The organism is Nocardia huaxiensis (genome assembly GCF_013744875.1).
Classification (GTDB): domain Bacteria; phylum Actinomycetota; class Actinomycetes; order Mycobacteriales; family Mycobacteriaceae; genus Nocardia; species Nocardia huaxiensis.
Genome location: NZ_CP059399.1, coordinates 2,346,985 through 2,370,428, shown reverse-complemented (window position 1 = coordinate 2,370,428; position 23,444 = coordinate 2,346,985). Strand labels below are relative to the sequence as shown.

Genomic DNA, 23,444 nt, shown 5'->3' with positions numbered 1-23,444 from the left:
TTCCGTCCGACGCGGGTTCGTCAGATGCTCGGGTGACGGTCGAACCAGGGCCGGGCGGTTTCGATTTCGGCCGCCAGCTGGAGCAACAGGTATTCGCTGTTCGAGGGGCCGACGAACTGCACGCCCAGCGGCAGGCCGGTGGCGGTCCAGTGCGTGGGAACGCTCATGGCGGGGCGGCCGGTGATATTGGCGAGCTGGGTGAAGGGCACCGCGGCGAGGTTCGCGGTGACCAGGTCGCGATAGAAGTCGGTGCGGGACATGACCTTTCCCGCGCCCAGGCGCAGCAGCGGCGGCAGGAGGGTATCGGCCAGCGCGGGCGTGCGGTTCTGGCCGATCAGCAGCGGCGGTTCCGCGAGGGTGGGAGTGAGCAACAGGTCGTACCGGGCATGGAAGTCGCTCAGCGCGCGGGTGTAGACATTCCAGCGCCCGTGCGCCGCCATGAGTTCGGGGGCCGGCACCGCGCGGCCGACCGCGGCCAGCGCCTGGGTGTCGATATCGAAATCCGTTGCGGCCGCGCCACTCACCGCGCAGGCGCGGGCCAGGTCGGTCGCGGCGGAGGCGGTCCAGACGGTCATGAAATCGAAGGCCATCTGCTTGCCGTCGACGACCGGTGCGGCGGGTTCGACGGTGTGGCCGAGTTCTTCCAGCAGTCGCGCCGCATCCTCGACGGCTTTCACGGCCTCGCCGTCCACCGCTGTGCCCAAAGGCGATTCGTGGCTGAAGCCGATGCGTAGTCGGCGCGGCGGGGTGTCGACGGCGGTGCGGTAGGGCTGTTCGGGGCGCGCGACGATATAGGGCGCACCGGGATCCGGCACACCGAGCACGTCGAACATGACCGCGGTATCGCGGACGCTGCGCGAGAGCACGCCCTCGGTGGCCGCGCCGAGGAGGAAGTCACCGATCACCGGCCCGCTGGGGATGAGCCCGCGCCCGGCCTTGAGGCCGAACAATCCGGTGCTGCCGGCGGGGATTCGAATCGAGCCGCCGCCGTCGCTGGCGCCCGCCATGGGCACGATGCCCGCCGCGATGGCCGCGGCCGACCCGCCCGACGATCCACCCGGAGTGCGGGCGGTGTCCCACGGATTGCGGGTGGCGCCGAAGGTTCTGGTCTCGGTGATGGCCTTGCTGCCGAATTCCGGGGTGGTTGTCTTGCCGAAGATGACGAGTCCGGCGTCGAGCCAGCGCTGTACCGCGATGCTGTGCTGTGTGGCCGGAACTCCACGCAGCGGCCCGGTGCCGCAGGAGGTCGGATATCCGGCGTAGTCCTGGACGAGATCCTTGATGAGGAACGGCACCCCGGCGAACGGACCGCCCGGCTCGGCCCGTCCCGCCAGTTCCTTGCCGTTCAACTCCATCAGCAGGCTGATGGCATTGAGCGCCGGATCGACCTCCGCGCATCGCTCCAGCGCGACCCGCAGCAGTTCGGTCGGATGGACCTCCCCGCGCCGCACCAGATCGGCCAATCCGACCGCATCGAACCCGCGATATTCGTCGTACCTCATCGCCCGAATACTAGCCCTACCGACCAGTATTCAACTGGGCTCTCATTGCCTGCGGCGCAGCACGAACGGCACCCCGGAGATCGCCACCAGCACCAGTAACACCACGGCGGTGGTGCGGAACGCGGACACGAAAACCGTTCCGGCGACACGCTGTGCGGCCTCCCCGACAGCGGTGGTCACCTGCGCGCGCATGGCCGCCTGGCCCGGATTCGCCGCGGCTCCGGAATGGTCGCATCCGGGTGGCGTGCGCTCGGGCGTCGCCGACTGCAATTGCAGGGTCGCACAGCGGGCGAATTCGTCGGCGATCGCCGGTGCGTACGGATTGCTCACCGACAGTTCCTGTTTCAGGGCCTGCTGTTCGCGGCCCACCGCATCGGGCGCCGCCACCGCCACCGAGTGGAAGAACAGGATGCCGATGAGGGCGACCCCGAGCGAATTGCCCACCTGCTGGGCCGCGGGCACCAGGCCCGACGCCGAATCCACCGATCGGGCCGGCACCGCCGCCACCACGGCGATCTGCAATCGGGCCGCCGCCACGCCGACCCCGAATCCGCCCAGTACCAAGGGAATCACCAGCAGTGACCACGACAGGCTCGCGGGATCCGGGTCCAGCGCCAGCACCCAGCCCACCAGGAGGATGCCGAAGAGCGCGAAACCCATTCCCACCATGCGGTTTCCGAGCCGATCCGCGAGCCGTGGCGCGGACAGCGCCCCGATGACCGCGCCCGCCGAGAACGGGAGGGTGGTGACGCCCGTGCGCAGTGCCGAATACCCGAGCCCGTATTGCAGCGATATGGACATGGTGAACAGGTAGGCCGCGAACACGCCGTACACCACCAGACAGGCGACGATCCACCCGAAGAATCGCATCGACGCGAACAGGCGGGGATCGACCAGCGGGGATCCCCCGCGCGCCGCCACCTGCCGCTCGTGCAGCGCGAAGACCACCAGCACCACCGCCGACGCCGCCAGCATGGCGAGAATCTTCGGCGACCAATCGTGTTCCCGCCCGACCGAGAGACCGTAGATCAGCAGGAACAGCCCCGCCGCCGCCAGCAGCGCGCCCACCGCGTCCAGTGGGCTGCGCTGGGAGGCCACCGAGCCGCGCACCTGCCGCACGGCCAGCGCCAGGGCCAGCGCCCCGGGGATCAGATTGACCAGGAAGATCGACCGCCAGGACAGCTCGAAGGGGTTGGCGCCCAGGAGAACTCCACCCACCAGCGGCCCCAGCATGGCGGCCGTGCCGGCCGTCGCACCGTACAGCGCGAAGGCCAGGTTGCGGCGCGCGGTGTCCGCGAACCGCGCCGTAATGAGGGCGATGGGCTGCGCCGACACCGCTCCGGCCGCGGCGCCCTGGAGCACGCGCGCCGCGATCAGGGCCGGCGGTGTCGGCGCGATGCCGCACAGCACCGAGGCCACCACGAAGAGGGTGAGCGCGGCGGTGAAGAAACCGCCACGCCCCCAGCGCATTCCGAGTCGCGCGCTCGGCAGCAGCGAGCAGGCCAGCGCCACCGTGTATCCCGTCAGCATCATCGACGACTGGGAGGAGGTGGCGCCGAGATCGCGCACGATATCGGGGATGGCGACGGTCACGATGGTGGCGTCCACCATCTGCATGAACACGGCGATGAACACCGCCGCGATCGCCACCCAGGCCGACGAATCACGCACGGGGAGAGCGGTTTCCCGCTGTAGGCCGATTGCGCTCATGCCGGGCCTAGGCGACGGCGCCGGACGGTAGCCCCGACCCGGAGTGCACGATCGACTCCAGCACCCGGGTCAGCACATCGCCGTAACGCGCCATGGACCGCGCCGCGACGCCGGTGTCCGGGAACAGCGAGGCCATCCAGATATTGTCGGCGGTGCGCTGCACCCAGGTGTACACCTCCTCGGAGGTGCCGCGGCTGCCGTAGAACGAGAACTCGAGCGCCTCGAACAGTTCCGCGCCCGGCAGCTTGCGCAGGTCCAGGAACGAGAGCATGGGCGCCACCCAGCCGCGCCGCACCTCGAATCCCTCACGCTCCTCCAGCAATTCGACGACGCGATGCAGCGAGACGTCCGAGAGCCATTTGCCCGCGACGAAGGCCGCCTCGGCCTTCTGAGCGACCACTTCGAACCCGTCGGCGGGGTCGAAGTCGAAGGCGATCGGGATGAGGCTGGCGTACCAGCCCACCGACCGGCGTTCGGCCGCATCGGCGCGGGTGCTCTTCGGTGAGAGGTTGAAATACCGTGTGCGCCCGGAGAGTTCGTACTCCGCGTAGGCCGCGGCGGCGAAGATGCCGGAGACCAGCCGCACCCCGGCCGCGGCGCATTCGGCCTCGAAGCGGTCGGCGAGCGCGCCCGTGAGCAGCACCCGCCGGTCCGAGGCCGCGTGCGTGGTGGCCGTGGAATCGGTATCCCGCAGCGGCAGTGGGAAACTCGGCAACCGGCCGCCATTGGCGCGAATGCGGTCGGCCCACTCCACGATCTGCGGCGAGTCGGTCTCCAGCTGTGCCGCCAGCGAGCGTTCCCGGTCGCAGTGCGCCCGGTAGCTGGCCACCGGCACCGCCGCGAGCCGCTCGGCCCCGGTGGGGTCGAAATACAGCTGCGCGAATTCGCCGCTGATGATGGCGCCGGAGATGGCGTCGCAGTTGATGTGGTCACTGGCGACGACGACGGTGAACGAGCCGCCGTGATCGATCACGGCGAAGGTGAAGCAGTCCCAGCTGCTCGGACCGGGTGTCACGTGCTGCACGATCCGGCTCACCAGCGGGCCGTCAATCTCGCCCCACGAATCGGCCACGAGATGGATGTCCTCGGCCTGCACCACGCGGCGCAGTACGCGGTATTCGGCGTCGATCTCGAACCAGCTGTGGAAGGCGTCGTGCCGACGCACGATCGTGGTGGTGGCGCGGACCAGCGCCGGAATATCGGGCACGCCCTGCAGGGTGAAGGCGCACAGGATGAGCCGGTCGAAACGCTGCCCGGTGAGTTTGGCGGTGCGCGCCATCTCCAGATAGGCGTCCTGCTGGAAGGACGGCGGGGTGGCGTCGGTGCGGGCGCGAATGGCCGCGGCACGGGAAACCTCACTGGGACGAATGATGGTGAGCTGGCCGCCTTTCGGCCGCCAGTCGTCGATGAGCCCGCTCTGCATCATGGCGAAGATTCCTCGTTCTTCTCGAAAGCCGTACTCAGGAAGCGATTTTCAGCAGGGAGCCGATGGGCGGCCGGTGCTCGGTGCGCAGGGCGGCCTCATGGGGCGTGAATCCGTGTGCGCCGAGCGGGAATTGGATGATGCCCTCGCCCGAATCGGCGAGTCCGCAGCGTTCCAGCGCGGTGGCGACGATCTGCCGGCTCATGACGCCGAGTTCGTGCAGGGGCCGGTTGCGGTGCTTGCGCACACCGAGGTCGACCTGTCCGATCGCGCCCGCGCCGTAATGGTCGAAGACATCGATCAGCAAACCGATTTCGACGCCGTAGTGGGAGGCGAACCAAAATCGTTCGAGCGCTTCGCGAGTGGCGGCGTACTCACCGCCGAGCGGTTGCACAACATGGCGCAATCCAGGGCGCAGGGCCGCCAGCAATGGCCGCGCCACGAGTTCGGTGACGCGCCCGCCGCCGGATTCGTCGAACGTTTCCCCGGTCAGCAATGGACGGCGGTAATAGGCTTTGCTGAAAACAATGGATTCGTCCAGCAGCAGCGGCCCGATCAGTTTCGGCACGAATTGCGGATCCGGTTCGATCAGATCGGAATCCATGAACATGATGATGTCGCCGGACGCCACCGCCAGCGAACGCCACAGCACCTCGCCCTTGCCCGGCACCGGCGGATGTTCGGGCAGCACGTCCTCGCGCCGGCCGACCAGCGCACCGGCCGCGCGGGCCACTCGGATGGTGTCGTCGGTGGACCCCGAATCCATGACGATCAGCTCGTCCACCAGGCCATCGGGCAGGCTGCGCACCGCGCGCACCACATCCGCCACCGTGGCTTCTTCATTCAGGGCCGGCAATACCACCGACACGGTTCGATCACCCTTGGCGGCAATCAGATCCGGCACACTCCAATTGGGCGCGGACCAGGTTCGGATTCCGCCATGGGATTCATTTGCGAGCAGACCGACCACAGCAACCACCTAACGAGAGTTCACGAAAGCGGGAGAGCGCCCGCTCTCGATTCGAGAATGTTTCGAAACATGGAATCGCGACGGTGCGATGCGCTGACGCTACAACTCTGCTGGGCAGCTGACCACTCGTGTTTACAGCTTTCAGACGGAAGTTACCGTGCATTAACCAGACCTGTCACAGACCTCCCAAAAAGGACATAGCGACAGTCTTTCGAAAGTAATCGGCATCGCCCCGGAGAATCCTAGTGACGCGCGTCGCACTCCCCTATCCCTGTGCGCGACAATTAATTTCCGTCCGATTCGAACTCTTCCGCAAACGAACGCCATGCTAGCCTTCGAGACGTTCGCCGCATGGGCGAGGAGTGCGGAGTTCGGATCGGGGTGGGGACCTTGTTGCCTGGCGAGGAATTCGCGGGCTATCGCATCGTGCGCAAGCTCGGCGCCGGCGGCATGGGCGCGGTGTTCCTGGCCCGCCATCCGCAGCTGGCCCGGCCGGTGGCCCTGAAGGTGCTCACCGGCGATACCGACGCCGAGAGCCGGGCCCGCTTCCTGCGCGAAGCCGAATTGGCGGCACGGCTGCAGCATCCGAATGTGGTGTCGGTGCTGGACCGCGGCGTCCACGACGAACAGCTGTGGATCGCCATGCAGTTCGTCGCCGGAACCGATGCGGCCGAAGCCGTCCGCGCGGGACTGAACGCCGAGCAGGCCGTGCACATCGTCACCGAGGCGGCGCGCGGACTGGACGCCGCGCACGCCGCCGGACTGCTGCACCGCGATGTGAAACCGGCCAATATCCTGGTCGCCGCCCCTGAAGACACCACGCCGGGACAGCTCGACGCGACGCCCGGGCGGGTGCTGGTCACCGACTTCGGCATTGCCCGCGCGACCGAGCAGAGCACGGTCCTCACCGCCGAGGGCATGGTGCTGGCCACCCTCGCCTACGCGGCGCCGGAGCAGCTCTCGGGCGAGGCCATCGACCATCACGCCGACGTGTACGCCCTCGGGGCCACGCTGTATCACCTGCTCACCGGGTTCGTGCCGTTCCGGTACGAGGATCCGCTCCAGGTGCTGCACGCGCATCTGGAGCAGGAGCCGCCGCGGCCGTGCGCGGTGAATCCGGCACTGGCAGCGGGTTTCGACGCGGTCATCGCGCGAGCCATGGCCAAGGAGCCGCGCGATCGATACCCCAGCTGCGGCGCACTGGCGACGGCCGCGCGGGCGGCATTGCGCGGGGAACCCGAACCGGCGCTGCCGAACCCGCGCCGACGTCGGCGGATGCTGTTGGCGGGCTTGGTGATCGGGCTCGTGGCCGCGCTGGCGGTCGTACTGGGGGTAACCCTGCGGGCATCCTCCGACGCCGCGGCGACCGACGGTCCGTCCGGAACACCGGTCACGACAGCGGCTCCCACGACACCGGTCACCGGCGACTCCGGTCCGTGGGGTGTCTACGGCTACATTGCCGAGCGGTTCCCGAACCTGCTGCCGTCCTTCCCCACCGCGCTCGGCTACAAGGGAATGAACTGCTACGCGGTCGATTCCAAGAATGTCGTCACCGTGGTCCCGCGCAACCGCACCCCGGAGGGCCTGGCCAGCGTGCGCTGCGACAGCGACGGCGACCCCCTCGAAATGGTGGTCCTCACCTGCACGGTGGATCGCACGCCGCGGCCGAAACCGAACTTCCCCTTCGGAACTCAGCACGGCGAACAGCGCTGGACCAAGGGCGGCGAGAACGGCACCGTCGTCTGGGGTGACGGGGACACCGCGCAGGGCTACACCTACGGCCTGATGGTCACCTTCGACAGTCCGGAACGGAACCTCTGCTACCTGTACTCGTTCGGATCCAATGAGGTTCGCGGACAGGACCTGTACGAGAAGTGGTGGATCGATGCGCCGCTCTGAACGCCTGCCACGTTGGGTGACAGCGCTTTTCGCCGTCGGGCTGGTCACCGGCTGCACCTCCACCGTGCCCGGCACGCCGGAACCGGCCGGGCTCGGCGTCCTCGACGTCGGCGGCTGGGACACGACGCCGCTTCCCGTGCCCGGCAATGGAAAGACCTCGTACGGGCGCATAGTGGAGTCGGCGCGGCTCGCGGACGCGGTGATCAACCCGATCGATGTGATCGGCACCCTCGGCTACGCGACGCCCGCCCTGGTTCCCACACCGCTGGCCTCGGTCGGCATTCTCGCCGACGTCGCCCGTCCGATCCTCACCGAATACGGCATGATCGCCGGATATTCCATGGGCGCCAACGACACCGGCGGCGAACGATCCACGCTCGCGGCCAAGTCCAGGATGATCCGCGTGACCGTCCTCAGTTTCCCCGACGCCGGTGCCGCGACCGCGGCCGCACAGCGGATCGAGGAGGCCGACTTCGCGGCGGGCGCGGGCAACGAGCCCGTGACGATTCCCGGACATGAAGGGGCACACAGTCATTGGCGTCCCGGCGTGCCAACCCTCGGGGTGTACACCGCGCACGGCTCGTTCCTGGTGGCGCTGTACATCCGGCTGCCCGAACCGGATTCGACCGCCCTGGCGGCGGTCGCGGCCTCCACCCTCGACAAGCAGCTGCCGCAGCTGGACACCTTCACCCCGACCCCGTCCGGGAGGCTCGCCGACCTGCCGCTGGACCCGGACGGCGTGCTGCGCCGCATGGTGTCCATGCGCCCCGGGCAGTGGACCTATCCGTCGCTGAGCCGGCGCGAGAACTACATCGACGAGGTGTCCGTGGCCATCGGCATGCGGCTCAACGGCGGCATCGTCTTCGGGCCCGGCGGCGTCGATCACCTCATGCGCACCGAGCAGACCGATCCCACCGCACCCGGCGAGCTCGGCATCGATCGGATGGCGGTGACCGGGGTGGAAACCCTCTACCGGTTCACCGACGCGAGCAAGGCACGCTGGTACTACCAGGCGCTGGTGGACGCCATCGCGCGGCAGGTGACCAGTTCCACCGACGGCGACCGCACCGTGATCGCCGGGCCCGCGGGCGTGCCGGACGTGTTCTGCTATCGCATCGAATTCCACGGCGCCGATCCCTACAACCGCTGCTATCTGCTCGACGGCCGCTATATGGCCACGGTGATCGGGCCGGACGAGACCTTCACCCGGCAGCGGGCCGCCGCCCAGTACGCGTTGCTGGTCAATACCCGGTAAGCCCGTGCGTGAACTACAGTCCGGCAGCCAGGTGGCCGGGTATCGGATCGAACGCCTGCTGGGAGCGGGCGGCATGGGTGCGGTGTACCTGGCCCGCCACCCCCGGCTCCCCCGCTACGACGCGCTGAAAGTGCTGGCGCGCGGCGCCGATCCGCGCTTCCGGGAACGTTTCCAACGCGAGGCCAGACTGGCGTCGCGGCTCGACCACCCCAATGTGGTGTCCATCCATGGCAGCGGCGAGGACGGCGAATTACTGTGGATCGCCATGCAATTCGTGGACGGACAGGATTCCGCACAGCTGGTGCGCGACGGCGGGCTGACCGCCGAACGCGCCATTGCCATCGTGACGCAGGCCGCGCGCGGATTGGATGCGGCGCATCGGTCCGGGCTGCTGCATCGGGACGTGAAACCGGCCAATATCCTGGTGACGCAAGATGATGAGCGGGTGCTGGTCGCAGATTTCGGCATCGCCCGGGAAGCCGCCGACCCCACCGCGACCGGAATGCTGCGGGCCACACCGGCTTACGCGGCCCCGGAACAGATTCGCGGCGGATCCCTGGATCATCGCGCCGACGTGTACGGTCTCGGCGCGACGCTCTACCACCTGCTCACCGGGCAGGTCCCCTACCCGCGCGACAGCACCGCCGCCATGGTGCACGCGCACCTGACCGCCACCCCGCCCCGGCCCAGCCGGATCGCGCCGACCCTGCCGGTCGCACTGGACGCCGTCCTCGCGCGCGCCCTCGCCAAGGATCCCGCCGAGCGTTTCCGCAGCTGCGGCGAACTCGCCGAAGCAGCGCGAGCCACCCTGGGCGGCAAGACTTTCCAGCGCATCCGCCGAACCCGCCGGGGCGCACTGGCGGCCGCCGCGACGGCCACGGTGGCCGCCACGGTCGCCGCCGTCGTCCTCACCGACGCCGCACCCTCCGACACCAGCGCCGGCCCCAGCCCACAGCCCGCCGTGGTGGCACCCCCCACCACCCAGGCCCCCGAGTCCCCCTGGGGCAATGCGGCATTCATCGTGGACGCCTTCACCTCGATCCTCCCCGCCAAACCATCCACCCGTGGCTATCTGAACATGACGTGCGAGGCCGTCGACGACCCCACCGCCCCCGCCGTGGTGTGCACCGGCGACAACAACACCGTGTGGTGGCTCCAGGTCACCTGCCGCACCGACCGCACCGAGTACCCCGCCGCCACCCCCGGCGGCACCGACCCCGGCACCGCCCGCTGGTCCCACGGCACCGGCACCGGCACCGCCGTCTGGCGCACCAGCCCCGACCAGTACCGCACCACCGTAGGCAACCTCGAGATCCGCTTCGACACCCCCGACCGCAACTTCTGCGCCCTCGAGGCCTACGGCATGGCCTCGGGCAAGGACCTCTACGAGCAGTGGTGGGAGATGGAACTGGTTTGACTCGTGCACCGGATGCCGGCAGTCGCACCCCGGGCGATACCATCATCCGATGAAATCGGTAATGCGCACTGCCGCAGGACTTCTCGCCCTTACCGCTCTTGCCGCCGCGGCGCCCGCCGCCTCCGCCCTCCCCACCGGATCGTTCGGGTCCGGCGAACGCCGTGAGGTGGTCATCATCGATGGCACCCTCGAGATCAGCGACCTCGACAACTGCTGGGCCAGCGGGTTCCCTCGCGATATCCGCTTCGAGAACCAGAGCTCGCGCACCTACCTGGTGTTCGACAACAAGGACTGCTCGGGCGATCCCGTCGCCTCGGTGGCGGGTGGCACCACCGCGACGCACTACGGCTGGTCGGCTGTCGCCGCCCGGTAGACCACCGCGCGCGAAACGGCTGTAGCCCCCTCCCGTCCGGAGGGGGCTACAGCGGTTTCGGAGGTCGGGCCAGCATGATCGATTTCTAGAACGTGTTCTATATTCGGGGAAACGTTCTGGCGATCCCCCGGGAGTTCACCTCATGTACCAGTGGTCCGACGAAGATCTCATGTTCCGCGATGTGCTGCGCGGGTTCATCGAGAAGGAGATCAAGCCGCACGTCGACCAGCTGGAGAGTGGGGCGCTGCCGCCGTTCGACATCATCCGGAAGCTGTACGCGACGTTCGGGCTGGACGAGATGGCCCGGGAGGCGCTGGCCAAGGCCATCGAGCGGGAAGAGACCGGGGCCTCGGGCAAGCCGAGCGGAGGGTTCAGCGGATCCGGCAGCATGGGGGTCATTCTCAATAGCGAGCTCGCCGGAGTCAGTCTGGGATTGGTGGCCTCGATGGGAGTGAGCCTCGGGCTCACGGTGGGGACCATTCGCAGCCGGGGAACGCTGACGCAGAAGAAGCGGTGGCTGCCGGAGCTGGTCACGTTCGAGAAGGTCGGCGCATGGGCTATCACCGAACCCGATTCGGGCTCAGACGCTTTCGGCGGAATGAAGTCGTATGTGCGCCGGGACGGCGAGGATTACATCCTCAATGGCCGGAAGACGTTCATTACCAATGGTCCCCATGCGGATGTGACCGTCGTCTACGCCAAACTCGACGAGGAGGACGGCACCGATCGGCGCGACCGCAAGGTGCTGACCTTCGTCCTGGACCGGGGCATGCCGGGATTCACGCAGAGTGCGGCCTTCAAGAAAATGGGCATGAACTCCTCGCCGACCGGTGAGCTGTTCTTCGACAATGTGCGCATCACCCCGGACCGCCTGCTCGGGGAGACCGAGAATCCCGCCAAGGGCGATGGAAAGGACAGCGCCAAGGAGTCTTTCGCGGCCGAGCGCATCGGCATCGCGTCGCTGGCGCTGGGCATCATCAACGAATGCCACCGGCTCTCGGTGGATTACGCGAAGTCGCGCAAGCTGTGGGGTAAGGAGATCGCGCAGTTCCAGCTCATCCAGCTCAAGCTGGCCGAGATGGAGATCGCGCGAATCAATGTGCAGAACATGGTGTTCAACGCCATCGAGCGCACCGCCGCGGGCGAGAAGGTCTCCCTGGCCGAAGCCTCCGCCATGAAGCTCTATTCCTCCCGCGCCGCGACCGAGGTCGCCATGGAGGCCGTGCAGCTCTTCGGCGGCAACGGCTATATGGCCGAATACAAGGTGGAGCAGCTCGCCCGTGACGCCAAGTCGCTCATGATCTACGCGGGCAGCAATGAAATCCAGGTCACGCACATTGCCAAGGGTCTACTCGGCGGCTAGCTCCGGCTCCCGGATCGGGACCATGGAGTAGAGCCACAGGCCCTGGCGCGGTACCTCGCAACGCATGTTCTGCACGTGCATCGGGGTCCACTCGCCGCCGTCGAGCAGCCGGATGCGAACCGGCCGCCAGGGCAGCACATTCGCGGTGATGTCGGTCGTCCACAGGCGATGCCAGTCGGGCGACTCCTCACACCGCGCGACGATCTCGTCGATTCGTTCCGGCGCGGCAATGCCCGGGGCCAGGTGACGCAGGGACTGCACCGCCATGTGCGCTTCGCGTTCCCAGTCCTCGACGACCTCGCGGGCGCGCGAGTCCAGCAGGAGCCACTCGATGACGCTCATGCCGGGCTTCTGCCCCGGAAACGCTTGGGCGTAAGCAGTATTGGTGGCGATCAGGTCGAGAGTGGGGCCGGTGTGGTAGCAGGCCGGGTACGGAATGCTCTCCAGGAAGTCCAATTCCACCCAGGTGAGTTCGAGGATCGCACCGGCCCCGCCGGTCAGCTCGATCTCGAGGACCATGGCGGCGTGATCACGGAAGATCGATGGGACCTCCAGGGCGTCGAAGAGCGCACTGAGGGCGGTCGCCGTGGGCGGGCGGGTGCCCTGCTCGAGTTTCTGGATCAGCCCCTCGGAGACGTCGGCCCGGCGGGCCAGCGCGGCGCGGCTGAGGCCCAGGGACTCTCGGCGTTCCCGCAGGTAGCCCGCGATGGCCCGGTGTGAATCGACCATCCGAACTACCTCCAGAGCACACTGCTTTCGATACCGTCCGGTAGATGAACCTACCGATCGGCCGCGGGCGGGTAGGTCGCCGGGTCCATGGAATTTTTCGATAAACGTGACGCCAGGTGACAGTAAACTGTTACAGTGACTCCGCGATTCGGCCGACGGTCAGGGTGCAAATGATCGTCGGCCGAATCGCACCTTGATCAGCGGAATTCGCGCGAGTCGCTGCGCAACGGCAGGCGGCGCAGTGCGACCTCGGTGTACACGCCGTCGACCGTGCCCGTCAGGCGCAGGGTCGTCGAGTCGGCCTGGGTCCACGCCAGCACCGAATCCCCCAGTCGCAGAGCAGATGTCGAATCATCGACGAGCAACTCGCGATCGAGGTTGTCACCGGCGGCCCGGACGACCACCAGCCGCTGCGCGACCGGCCGGACCTCGATGGCCACTCGCACCCAGGCCGGGCCCGCGCCCCGGAATTCGTCCACCGCCCACACCCCGTCGAGCGGTGACAATCTGTCCCCGTAATTGTGATACTGGCGAAAACCGTTGGCGCCCATCGCCGTCAGCACGATGAGGGCCGCCACCACATGTGCGGCCACGCCGGCCCGGCGCAGTCGCACATCCGCCACCAGCGGCTGCTCCGGAAGTTTCGCCGAATCACGATTGCGAATCAGCACATCGATGAGCCGCTGCCACCACGGAGCCGACACCAGCACCGCCATGCCCAGCATGACCAGCGGCGTCACCACGACCGGCACGCCATAGGCGATATTGAGAATGCTCACCTGGATCAGCGCCACCACGCAGACCAGCGCCCCCAGCAGCGTGGTGCGCCGGAAGATCAGCAGCACACCGCCCGCCACCTCGACCAACCCGGTGATTACCGTGTACGGCGTCGAGGTGGCCATGAACTTCCACAGCATCCCCGAGGAGGACGACTCCCCCAGCGTCACCAGCATCTCTCCCGGCAGGGTGAACGAGATGAACTGCGTAGGAATGACTTTCACCATGCCGAAGGCGATCATCAACAGCGACAGCACCACCCGCACCGCCAGGTGCAGCCATCCCAGTTCTCTCCGGTAGCGCACGCGACATCCTCCGATCTGTGCCCGCCCGGCAACCTCCAGCATGCCATCGGGCCCGACCGGCGGATCACAGCATGCCGTGCGGGATCTCCCCGGCCTCGGGCATCGGCTGCACGACATCCCAGTGCTCGACGATCTTGCCGTCGGCGATCCGCCAGATGTCGGCGACCGCGTATTCGACGGGCTCGGCGGCGGGTGTCATGCGGTAGTGCACGACCACGTATTCCTCGTCGGCGATGACGCGAGCCAGGTCGAGCCGCGCCGACGCGACCGGCGCGTTGGCGATGTATTCGATGAAAGCGGTTTTCCCGGAGGGATTTCCGGGACTGTGCTCGAGGAAATCGTCATGCAGGAGCTCCTCGAGCACCTCGACATTGCCCGCCGCGAATTCCGCGAATCCACGCTGGACGAGAGCCTTGTTGCGATCGGCTGTAGCTGTATCCGTCATGCCGTCGAGCCTGGCGAAGCGCCTGCCCCGGTGTCGATTACATGCCGGGTAATGGCGTGCACTCGGTCGCCGTCCCGATACTGGCCCCATGGACAGTGATCGGCCGATCGGCGAGCAGCTTCGCGAGTGGCGACGCCGGAACCGGCTCAGCCAGCTCGACCTGGCGCTCCAGGCAGACGTCTCCGCCCGCCACATCAGTTTCGTCGAAACCGGCCGCACCATTCCCAGCCCCGATATGGTCCTGCACCTGGCCGAGCATCTGAATATTCCACTGCGCGAACGTAATCGACTGCTCATGGCCGCCGGTCACGCCCCGCGATACCAGCGCCGCCCCTGGAACGACCCCGAGCTTACGCACGCCCGGCAGGCCGTGCAGCGCCTGCTGCACCTGCACGAGCCCTACCCCGCCCTCGCCGTGGATCCGCGGTGGAATCTGGTGCAGGCCAACGACACTGTGCGGATCTTCTTCGACGAGGCAGATCCCGGTCTGCTCACCGCACCGCTCAATATGATGCGGCTGGCCCTGCACCCCAAGGGTTTCGCCTCCCGATTGCACAATCTCGGCCAGGTTCGCGCCGTCCTGCTGCCACGCCTGGCGCGGCAGGTCCGCGCCACCGCGGACCCGGAGCTCGCCGCCCTGTACGAGGAACTGCTGGCATACGGTCCACCGGTCACGGTCGCGCACACCCCCGACGAGATCACCATGCCGATCGCACTGCGCCACGGCGACAGGGACTTACGCCTGTTCAGCACGCTCACGGTCTTCGGCACCGCGTTCGATATCACCCTTACCGAAATCGCCGTCGAGGCGTACTTCCCGGCCGATCCGGAAACCGCCCGCTATCTCGAAAACCTGCGGGCCTGACAGCGGGCGGCACCGGAATCCGTTTACGGCACCACGATTTCGGTCGTGGCCGGGATGTTCGGGCGGTCCGTGCGCACGGTGAGCTGAACGCGCCCGGCACCGGTCTCCGCCAGCACGATCGCCGGGGACAGGCGCTGCCAGGCCGGAATGAATCGGCTCACGCTGCCCGCCTGCCCGGTATCGAGATTGCGCCAATCGACGATCGCGGTGATGTCGCAGGCCAGCAGCTGCGGGCCCCACTCACCCACCGGCGAAAAGCCTGGGGTGATGCGCAATACGATCGAATGCACGGCGCCGGGGGCCTCGGAGTATTCGTACAGCGGGCCGTCGAAGGCGGTGCCACCCGTGTTCAGCATTCCGGCGCAGGTCCCGTAGCCGACGGTGAATACCGGGGTCATATTGAAGTCGGTCTTGGCGCACGTCCGCGGCCCGACATTCGACCATCCGAGCTGACAGGGGTCGCCCCCGTCCGCCGTGGCCGGTCCCGCGACCGCCACGCCCGCGCCGAAGAACAGCGCGGCAACCGTTCCGAAAACCATGCGCTTCATCGTCGTACTCCCCTCATCCGAACTCTCGTTAACAAAGGTAAGCAGCCCGATCGTAGCGACGATCCAGCTCACGGCCGGGCAGCGCGCCGACAGGTACGTTCGGAGCATGGGGAGTGGGAGAACGACCGGTCCGATACACCGGTTGCGCAGATTTCGCCGGCCGCTTGCGATTGCGTTCGGCCTCATCGTGGCCCTGTCGGTCATCGCCGTGCTACCCAGATGGTGGTGCGCCCGCGACGCCGACAACTGGTATCGCGGCGATCCCACACTGGTCCGCGGCCTCGTCGAAGAACTGGTCACCTTCGAATCCGAGGACGATCGACGCCGCGCCACCGGCTCGGATGCCGGCCTCACCGAAATGTGGGGCCTGCTCGCCCATCAGATGACCGCCCTCGGCCTGGCCCAGATCTGCCTCGACCACCCCGGCTGGCGAGACCGCTACGCCCCCATCGCAACCCGCGCGGCAGCCAAGAGCCTGCTGCCCGAAATGCGCACCGAATTCACCGCCGCCTGGCACGGCCGGGACGGCCTGACCGACCTGGACAGCGCGAACGGCCACGCCTATCTGTCGTATCCCGCCCTCGCCCTCGGCATGGCCCGCCTGATCGACCCGGCATTCCCCGCCGACCTGTCGGCACAGCACGACGCCATGATCACCGCCTTCGAACGGCGGCTGCTCGCCTCCCCCACCGCCCTGCTCGACACCTTCCCCGGCGAGGCCTACCCCACCGATGTGGCAGCCGTGGCCGCCGCCATCGCGGTGCACGGCCGGGCGACCGGCACCGACCACTCCCCTGTCCTCACCCACTGGGCGAAGCAGGTCCGCGAGGTCCAGATCGACCGGGCGACCGGACTCGTGTTGCAGCGCATGGGCACCGACGGAAAATCACACGACGCACCCCGAGCCTCGGGCACCGCATTGGGGGCCTACTTCGCGGGCTTCGCCGACCGCTCCCTCGCCGCGGAACTGGCCACCGCACTGTTCCGCGAGGAACGAAACATCCTGGGCTTCAGCGCCATCCACGAGTATCCCGATGGCCACACCGGCCCCGGAGACATGGACAGCGGCCCGCTGATCCTAGGAATCTCCATGTCCGCCACCGCCTTCGCCCTGGCCCCCGCCCGAGCCTTCGGCCACCAGGACACCTTCACCCGCCTCTACCGCACCACAGACCTCTTCGGACTGTCCCTGCAGCGCGACTCCCGCCACCGCTTCGCCACCGGCGGCGTCATCGGCAACGCCCTGCTCCTGGCCATCCTCACCTCCGGACCGGAACTGGCGCAATGAAACTCACGCGAACCACCTGGCGACGAATCCGCACACCACTGATCCTCACCACGATCCTGCTCACCTACCTCGCCCTCCACCAGATCCTGGCCGAACTGTCGGAGCGGCACGGCTACGGTTCACCGGACGGTCTCGGCCTCCCCTACCTCGCCGTGGCCGCCGCGACCGTCGGCCTCCGCATCCTGCTGCTGGTCGTCGTGCCGGCCGTTCTCGCCTACCGCGCCATGGCCTACGCGGTCACACGCCTGCTGCGCAACCCCGGCGAGCGCTCGGGATCGGCGAGCCCGATCAATGAGCAGGCGGGTTCCGCCGAGCACCGGTCCGCAGAATAGGAGCTATCGATCGGCCGATCCGGGGTGGCGGAATGCATTGTGCTCGTGCGGGATTCATGACCATCACGATTGCGGCGATGGTGTCGGCCACAGCACCGGCCACGGCAGAACCCACGGTATCGGTATTCGTACCCGCCCAGATTCCCGTCCTGAGCTGGTCGGAGAATCTGGCCTTCGACGATTCGGGCGCGCTGTGGGTCAGCAAGACCGGCGAACAGCGCGTCGTCCGCTACGACGCGAGCGGCCGCATCACCGGCGGCTTCTCGATCGCGGCTCCGGCCGGCCTCATCCGAGGCCAGGATGGGTCGATGTACGTCAATGCGGCCTGGGCGCCGTCCGGACCTGCCTCCCTCGGCCACGTGTTCCGTTTCGACCCGCACTCCGAGCAGCCGGTTCCCCAGTTCGTCGCGGACGCCACCTGGGGCGCCAACGGCCTGACCGCCGACAACGACGGAAACCTGTACGCCACCGACGCATTCGGGGTCGGCATCGTCAAGATCCGCCCCGACGGCAGCCGCGACGAGCAGTGGATAGCCGCGGTCGCGGACCTGTTCAGCCCCAATGGCATTACGGCAGTGGGTGATTGGCTCTACCTCACCGTCACCCTGGACATGAGCTCCCCGATCTACCGCATCCGGCGCGACCGCCCCCACGTCCGCGAAGTCGTCGCACGCCTCGAGACCAAGCCCTTGCCCAGACTGCTCGACGACCTCACCGTCGCCCCCGACGGCACCATCTACGTCGCGTCCACCACTTCCCCGCTGATGGGCGAGCTCCTGCGCGTCGACCCCGAAACCGGCACGGTGACAACGCTGTTCAGCGGCCCCAATGTCACCAGCCCACGACTGGCTCCGGACGGCAGCCTGTACGCCTCCACCGGCTACGGCCACCTTCTGCACATCACCCTCTAACCGGGGTTTCTCCGATATGGACCGGAGCAGAGACGATTGGACATCCGGCAGAGATCATTGATGATTTCACGTCTCTCCCCTGGCTCTTACGGTGAGTACATCACCAAGAACGAGCAAGGAGAACGACATGAAGATCGCAGTGTATGGAGCCAGTGGCCACGTCGGCCGGTTCGCGGTCGACGAGCTGCGGGGACGCGGGATCGATGTGGTCGTGGTCGGGCGGAATGCCGAGCGGCTCAATGGATTCGAGGCCGAGGTTCGGGTTGCGGCCGCTGATGATCATGAGGCGTTGGTGGCGGCGTTCACCGGAATCGATGTCGTGATCAGCACGCTGCCGGACTTCACCGGCACCGGCGAAGGTGTGGTGCGGGCGGCCATCGCGGCGGGTGCGCACTACGTGGATGTGGCGGGCGAGCAGCTGTTCGTCAAGAAGATCTTCGACGAGTACGGTCCGCTCGCGGAGAACGCCGGGGTCACGCTGGCTCCGGCCATCACCGAGGCGGGGATCTTCGGGGATCTGCTCGCGAACCTCGGGGCGGCGCGACTCGGCGGCGCGGACGAGATCGTGCTCAGCCACCTCGCGGCTCCGGGCGGGGAAGGATCGCGGGGCAGCATGCGCACGGTGCTGCGGAACCTCGAGGTGTTCACCAGCGGCGGACTGTCCTGGATCGACGGCGAATTCCGCACCGGACCGCAGCCGCAGCGCGACACCTTCCTGCCGCCAGCGGCGCCGGAACCCATTGCGGTCATGAAGTTTCCGCAGCCCTCCGTGGTGACGATCCCGCGCCACACCACGGCCGCGTCGATCGAGGGCGTGCTGGCGAAGTCGATCTTCGAGATCGTCGGCACGGTGACCGAGTCGGATCTGGCCAATGCCCCGGAGACGCCCGGCGCACCCGCCGCCTACTCGATGGTCACGGACATCTACCGCGACGGCCGCCATCTGCGCGGCATCGGCAGCGGCCCCGACGCCTACCGCAACAGCGCCCAACTGGCCGTCGAGACGGCGGTGCGAATCGCCGCCGGTGCGGGCAAACCCGGCGCCCAGTCCCCCGCCGAACTGTTCGATCCTGTCGAATTCCTCGATGCTCTCGGCGAATTCGGCATCACCTGGACGCTCGGAGAAGTGCGGTGACACAGCGCCTCACCCGGCTCGGCATGGTGATCGCCGCCCTGATCACCATGCTGCTGGTCCCCGCCGGAACAGCCCTCACCGCACCGGTCCTCGACTGGTCCGCCGTGTGGGCCACCGCACAGCAGCGCCCGGACACCGGTATGCACGGCAACTGGTCCGCCCAGGGCTTCGCCGATCAGACTGTGCGGCAAACCATTCGGGTGAGCGCGGGCGGGCCCGCCCTCCGCATCAGACTGTCCAACCTCTACGGCCGCGAGCCGCTCGCCCTGAGCCACGCGACCGTGGCCCGCAGTACCGGCGGCGCGGCGGTGGCACCGGAATCGCTGCGCCCGTTGACAGTTGGCCTGGCCTCCGCATTCGAGATCGCCCCCGGCACCGAATTGTCCACCGACCCGGTGCCATTGGCGGTATCTCCCGGGGAGTCACTGACCGTCACCATGTACTTCGCCCGCCCGACCGGCCCGGCCACCCACCACGCCCAAGCCGCGGCCACCACCTACCGAGCCGCAGGCAACCACGCGGCCGACGCCACCGCCACCCCCTTCATCGAAACCTCCCGCTCCTGGTACTACCTGGCCGGCGTGGACGTCCTCCGATCAGCGCCCCGGCCCGACGTCACCGTGGCGTTCGGCGATTCCATCACCGACGGCTACCTCTCCACCACCGACGCCAACCGCCGCTACCCCGATGAACTCGCCCAGCAACTCACCGCCGCCGGGCGCTCCCGCCCCGTCCTCAACGCAGGCATCAGCGGAAATCGCGTGACCGTGGATTCAGCGCTGCTCGGCGACAGCGCACTGTCCCGATTCCGTCGCGATGTCCTCCAGCAGCCGGGAATCAGCACGGTCATCGTCCTGGAGGGCATCAACGACATCGGCCTCAGCGGTGGCCCCGACCCGGACGGACGGCACTCGCCCGCAATCACGGCCGAACACCTCATCGACAGCCACCGCGACCTCATCCGCCAGGCCCGCACCGCCGGAATCCGCATCATCGGCGCGACCATCCTCCCCTTCGCCGGCTCGCCCTACTTCACTCCCGACAAGGAGCGCATCCGCCACGAGGTCAATACCTGGATCCGCACCAGCGGCGAGTACGACGCGGTAGTCGACCTCGACACCGCCCTCGCCTCGCCCACCGACCGCACTGCCCTGAACCCCACCTTCGACAGCGGAGATCACCTGCACCCCAACGACTCCGGCTACCGCGCCATGGCCGCGGCTGTCACCCGCAGCGGACTCTAACCCACCTTCCCCACCCAGGAGTGAATCCCCATGAGCGACAACAATTCCGGCCCCGCCCCCCGAACCCTGACCGAACCCGAACTGCTCGATCTCCTCGAAGCGAACCAATTCGGCGTCCTGGCAACGGTGAAACGATCCGGCCACCCCGCCCTCTCCAACGTCCTCTACCGCTGGACCCCCACCGACCGCACCATCCGCATCTCCACCACGGCCGACCGGCTCAAGGCCAAACACATCCGCAACAACCCTCACGTGGCCCTCCACATCCCCGGCCCCAATGTCTGGTCCTTCGCCGTCGCCGAAGGCGAAGCCGAGGTGTCGGCAAGCCCCCGAGAGCTACTCGCCTTCGCCGGTCACCCCGCCGACCCTGAAACCCACCTCGCGCAGCAAGCCCGTGAAAACCGAGTGATCATCACCCTGCGAGTCACCCGCCTCTACGGCACCGCCCTCGACATCCCCTGAGCTGTATCGATTCGCAGCGTCGGATCGGGTAGGGGTCCGAAACTTTCTCCTGTCGCGGCTTGTGACCGGGCGCAAAGGTAGCGGGGCGGGCGGGGGCGCTGCTTGTGCCGCGGAACAAGAACTGGACCGAATCCTGGTCACCGGACCAGCGCGGGAAATATGGTGCATCCGATTACCTCGACGACTCGCCAAAGGCTGTGAAGGAGAAGAGGATTGGACTCCATCGAGCCCGTCCCGTCGCCGCGGTGGGAGCGGTCCGACGACAGCATGAGAAGTATCGACTCGCGCGCGCTGCGGATGTCCTGGCGCACGGTCCTGGCCGACGCCTGCACGGGCGGCGAGGCGTATGTCATTCTCCGGCGCGGCCGCCCCGAAGCCGTACTGGTTTCGCAGGCCAGCTGGCTGCGCGGCTGCGCGAAAATCCCTGTCCCCGTGGCGAATCAGCGCCTCATAGCAGCATCGGATGCCCGCAGCAGCCTGAGCGCGGTCCGCACCGCCGCCCACATCTCCGGCCGGCACACCCTCATCCGCAAGCGCTACGGATCATTGTTCAGAGCCGATTCCCCGGCCGAATTCGACGCCGTCATCGCCCCCTACGACTGGTTGGTCGCAGTGCGCCAACACCGTAACGGCGCGCACCCACGCTGAGCGAAGGGCAGCGGCGGGTCAGGATCAGATGAACAGCCCGAGCACGATGCCGCTGACGACCAGCTTGAGGACCCAGTCGGTCATGTGCACCAAAGCGGTTGGGATCGGCACGTTTTCGTGAACAACGGCCCCGGCGAGGATGGTCACCGGAAGTATCGCCACGATCGCGCCCAGCGCCGCCCCGGCACCGACTCCGTGCCGGTCACCGGCGACGAGTAGTGCCGCGAGCACCGCCGCCGCGAGCAGACCACGCAGAATCACGAACAGCATCTGCACCGGCACCCCGATCCCGGGACGCGGAGTGCTCGTCCGCGACACCAGCGCAGCGACCCGAGGCGTCGCATACAGCGCCGCGCTGATGACGAACGAGACGACCGCCGCAACGACAACACCTGCAATAACCATGGCCAGCTCCTTCAGTACGGTTCAGTACTTAATGTAGGGCGACGGACTTAGTACCGTCAAGTACTAAAGTGAGGGAATGAGCCCTACCAGTGCACGTCGCGGCCGACCGCCCGGCAAGTCCGGCATCGAACTGCTGGACGTCGCCCGCGAGGTGTTTCTCGAGCGCGGATTCGCCGGATCGACGATGGACGAAATCGCCACGCGCGCAGGGATTTCCAAAACCTCGCTCTACCGCGAACACCCGTCCAAGACAGGCTTGTTCGCCGCCGTCGTAGCGCATTGGGCAGCCGCCGGCCGTCACGCCCTGCGCCCGGCCCTCGCGAATCTCGAGGCCGCCGACGACATCCGCGAGGCCCTGCTCACCTGGGCGCAAACCCTGCGGTCCGGCATTCTCGCCCCACCCGTAGTGGAAATGCGACGACTGGTCACCGCCGAAGCCGCCCGCCAGCCCGAAGTGGGCACAACCTACCTACACAACAGCTGGATCACCAATATCGCCGACCTCGCCACAACACTGCAGAAACTCGACAACCGCGGCAAGCTGCGAATCCCCGACCCCGCCACCGCCGCAGAACAGCTCACCTGGCTCGTCGTAGGCGCACCACTGAACGCCCGAATGCTCGACCCCACAACAACACCGACAGACACCGCCGACACGGCGATCGACCTGTTCCTCGCGGCCTACGGCCGAACTCGACCGCACACCAGCTGACGTCCACCATTCGCGTGCCCCGGAGTGGCACGCGCGAAACCACTGTCGCAGACAAGATGAAACATCTGGTCGGAACGTCGCACCGCACCAGGAACAGGTGTCCACGCGTTCTCGATATCGGGATCTCGGATACAGACCCTGTACCCGATCCATCACTCGACTGCCCACGGATCCCATGGCTCGGGTACGACAATGTCAGCGGCGGCCAGGTCGTCGAGTTCGTAGACCGCATCAGCGCGCTCGCCGAGCAATCCGCGCAGCAGGATGTCGAGCAATTCCAGATGCTGCTGCCGCAGCGTCCGGGCGGGGCTCTGCATGCGAGCACAACCGTCGGTGACCGTGTCCACGATGCCGACATCCTCCATGGCCTTCACCAGCAAGCCGGCTTCCATGTACCCGTCGAGCGGCGTGCCGATGGCCCGATACGACCGGGCCGTCTGGAGTAGAAACCTCAGCAGGAGGCGACGGCGAGTGCCGCCGGAACCGGACATGGGGTCGGGCAGTCCGAGATCCGTGCCGAACAACTTCTCGAGACCGGCGAGGTAGGCCAGACGCGACTTCGAGCGTATGACCGCATCCGGGGACCAACTCGCATACGCAGCCTCGGCCTCCGCTCCGGTCTTGCCTTGGAGGGTGGCGAACTCCCCCACCGCATCCAGGTAGGCACCCAACAGAACAGATCGGTCAAAGCGGGCCGGAAAGGAACCAGTCATGAGGTGATCATCG

General features: G+C 67.6%; 24 protein-coding genes. 14 read left to right on the top strand and 10 right to left on the bottom strand.

Annotated features, from left to right (window positions below; genetic code table 11):
- Positions 1–20: 20 nt before the first annotated feature.
- From H0264_RS10530 to H0264_RS10515, 4 genes are read right to left on the bottom strand one after another with little or no spacing between them, the layout of a single operon-like run.
- The gene (locus H0264_RS10530; RefSeq protein ID WP_181583790.1) at positions 21–1,502 is read right to left on the bottom strand and encodes an amidase; all 1,482 of its coding nucleotides are present in this window, start codon (positions 1,500–1,502) and stop codon (positions 21–23) included.
- Positions 1,503–1,544: 42 nt separating this feature from the next.
- Positions 1,545–3,212, bottom strand: a complete 1,668-nt coding sequence (locus H0264_RS10525; RefSeq protein ID WP_181583789.1) for an MFS transporter — start codon at positions 3,210–3,212, stop codon at positions 1,545–1,547.
- 7 nt (positions 3,213–3,219) lie between these two features.
- Positions 3,220–4,638: a condensation domain-containing protein gene (locus H0264_RS10520; RefSeq protein ID WP_181583788.1), complete on the bottom strand. Its 1,419-nt coding sequence runs from the start codon at positions 4,636–4,638 to the stop codon at positions 3,220–3,222.
- A gap of 34 nt (positions 4,639–4,672) precedes the next feature.
- Complete coding sequence (locus tag H0264_RS10515) at positions 4,673–5,614, bottom strand: glucosyl-3-phosphoglycerate synthase (protein ID WP_181583787.1); 942 nt, start codon at positions 5,612–5,614, stop codon at positions 4,673–4,675.
- Between the two features lie 381 nt (positions 5,615–5,995).
- Here H0264_RS10515 and H0264_RS10510 point away from each other — a divergent pair, with 381 nt between their 5' ends.
- The 5 genes from H0264_RS10510 (at position 5,996) to H0264_RS10490 (ending at position 11,912) form a co-directional block, all read left to right on the top strand.
- A complete protein-coding gene (locus H0264_RS10510; RefSeq protein WP_244976152.1) occupies positions 5,996–7,504 on the top strand; it encodes a serine/threonine-protein kinase in 1,509 nt (502 codons plus the stop codon).
- On the top strand, positions 7,491–8,759 hold the full coding sequence (locus tag H0264_RS10505; RefSeq protein ID WP_181583785.1) for a DUF7373 family lipoprotein: 1,269 nt from the start codon (positions 7,491–7,493) through the stop codon (positions 8,757–8,759). The genes H0264_RS10510 and H0264_RS10505 overlap by 14 nt, the downstream gene beginning before the upstream one ends.
- A gap of 4 nt (positions 8,760–8,763) precedes the next feature.
- Positions 8,764–10,176 (top strand): serine/threonine-protein kinase, encoded by a 1,413-nt coding sequence (locus H0264_RS10500; RefSeq protein ID WP_231083203.1) that lies wholly within the window; start codon positions 8,764–8,766, stop codon positions 10,174–10,176.
- 49 nt (positions 10,177–10,225) lie between these two features.
- Positions 10,226–10,549, top strand: a complete 324-nt coding sequence (locus tag H0264_RS10495; protein WP_181583784.1) for a hypothetical protein — start codon at positions 10,226–10,228, stop codon at positions 10,547–10,549.
- Positions 10,550–10,691: 142 nt separating this feature from the next.
- Complete coding sequence (locus tag H0264_RS10490) at positions 10,692–11,912, top strand: acyl-CoA dehydrogenase family protein (RefSeq protein WP_181583783.1); 1,221 nt, start codon at positions 10,692–10,694, stop codon at positions 11,910–11,912.
- Here the strand turns inward: H0264_RS10490 and H0264_RS10485 are convergent.
- The 3 genes from H0264_RS10485 to H0264_RS10475 all read right to left on the bottom strand — a co-directional run bounded on the left by H0264_RS10485 (position 11,898) and on the right by H0264_RS10475 (position 14,168).
- Positions 11,898–12,641, bottom strand: a complete 744-nt coding sequence (locus H0264_RS10485) for a helix-turn-helix domain-containing protein (RefSeq protein WP_181583782.1) — start codon at positions 12,639–12,641, stop codon at positions 11,898–11,900. The two genes, H0264_RS10490 and H0264_RS10485, sit on opposite strands and share 15 nt — an antisense overlap.
- Positions 12,642–12,838: 197 nt before the next feature.
- A complete protein-coding gene (locus tag H0264_RS10480; protein ID WP_181583781.1) occupies positions 12,839–13,723 on the bottom strand; it encodes a hypothetical protein in 885 nt (294 codons plus the stop codon).
- A 64-nt stretch (positions 13,724–13,787) separates the two neighbouring features.
- Entirely contained in the window at positions 13,788–14,168 is a 381-nt protein-coding gene (locus H0264_RS10475) for a nuclear transport factor 2 family protein (protein ID WP_181583780.1), read from the bottom strand.
- Between the two features lie 88 nt (positions 14,169–14,256).
- Here H0264_RS10475 and H0264_RS10470 point away from each other — a divergent pair, with 88 nt between their 5' ends.
- Entirely contained in the window at positions 14,257–15,033 is a 777-nt protein-coding gene (locus H0264_RS10470; protein ID WP_181583779.1) for a helix-turn-helix domain-containing protein, read from the top strand.
- 23 nt (positions 15,034–15,056) lie between these two features.
- Here the strand turns inward: H0264_RS10470 and H0264_RS10465 are convergent, their stop codons facing one another.
- Positions 15,057–15,581 carry a hypothetical protein gene (locus H0264_RS10465; protein WP_231083209.1) on the bottom strand — a complete coding sequence of 175 codons (525 nt, stop codon included), beginning with the start codon at positions 15,579–15,581 and terminating at the stop codon, positions 15,057–15,059.
- Between the two features lie 142 nt (positions 15,582–15,723).
- Here H0264_RS10465 and H0264_RS10460 point away from each other — a divergent pair, with 142 nt between their 5' ends.
- The 7 genes from H0264_RS10460 to H0264_RS10430 all read left to right on the top strand — a co-directional run bounded on the left by H0264_RS10460 (position 15,724) and on the right by H0264_RS10430 (position 21,601).
- On the top strand, positions 15,724–16,869 hold the full coding sequence (locus H0264_RS10460) for a hypothetical protein (RefSeq protein ID WP_181583778.1): 1,146 nt from the start codon (positions 15,724–15,726) through the stop codon (positions 16,867–16,869).
- Positions 16,866–17,201: a hypothetical protein gene (locus tag H0264_RS10455; RefSeq protein WP_181583777.1), complete on the top strand. Its 336-nt coding sequence runs from the start codon at positions 16,866–16,868 to the stop codon at positions 17,199–17,201. Before H0264_RS10460 ends, H0264_RS10455 begins: the two co-directional genes overlap by 4 nt.
- A 56-nt stretch (positions 17,202–17,257) precedes the next feature.
- Positions 17,258–18,112, top strand: a complete 855-nt coding sequence (locus tag H0264_RS10450; protein ID WP_181583776.1) for an SMP-30/gluconolactonase/LRE family protein — start codon at positions 17,258–17,260, stop codon at positions 18,110–18,112.
- A 127-nt stretch (positions 18,113–18,239) separates the two neighbouring features.
- Entirely contained in the window at positions 18,240–19,247 is a 1,008-nt protein-coding gene (locus tag H0264_RS10445; protein WP_181583775.1) for a saccharopine dehydrogenase NADP-binding domain-containing protein, read from the top strand.
- Positions 19,244–20,491 (top strand): SGNH/GDSL hydrolase family protein, encoded by a 1,248-nt coding sequence (locus tag H0264_RS10440; protein ID WP_244976151.1) that lies wholly within the window; start codon positions 19,244–19,246, stop codon positions 20,489–20,491. Before H0264_RS10445 ends, H0264_RS10440 begins: the two co-directional genes overlap by 4 nt.
- Positions 20,492–20,521: 30 nt before the next feature.
- Entirely contained in the window at positions 20,522–20,953 is a 432-nt protein-coding gene (locus H0264_RS10435) for a pyridoxamine 5'-phosphate oxidase family protein (protein ID WP_181583774.1), read from the top strand.
- A 213-nt stretch (positions 20,954–21,166) separates the two neighbouring features.
- Positions 21,167–21,601: a type II toxin-antitoxin system Phd/YefM family antitoxin gene (locus H0264_RS10430; RefSeq protein WP_181583773.1), complete on the top strand. Its 435-nt coding sequence runs from the start codon at positions 21,167–21,169 to the stop codon at positions 21,599–21,601.
- A gap of 24 nt (positions 21,602–21,625) precedes the next feature.
- Here the strand turns inward: H0264_RS10430 and H0264_RS10425 are convergent, their stop codons facing one another.
- Positions 21,626–22,006, bottom strand: coding sequence for a DUF1761 family protein (locus tag H0264_RS10425; protein ID WP_181583772.1), 381 nt, complete (start codon positions 22,004–22,006; stop codon positions 21,626–21,628).
- A 76-nt stretch (positions 22,007–22,082) separates the two neighbouring features.
- Between H0264_RS10425 and H0264_RS10420 the strand changes: the two genes are divergently transcribed.
- Complete coding sequence (locus tag H0264_RS10420) at positions 22,083–22,718, top strand: TetR/AcrR family transcriptional regulator (RefSeq protein ID WP_181583771.1); 636 nt, start codon at positions 22,083–22,085, stop codon at positions 22,716–22,718.
- Positions 22,719–22,870: 152 nt separating this feature from the next.
- Here the strand turns inward: H0264_RS10420 and H0264_RS10415 are convergent, their stop codons facing one another.
- A complete protein-coding gene (locus H0264_RS10415; protein WP_181583770.1) occupies positions 22,871–23,389 on the bottom strand; it encodes a hypothetical protein in 519 nt (172 codons plus the stop codon).
- Between the last annotated feature and the right edge of the window lie 55 nt (positions 23,390–23,444).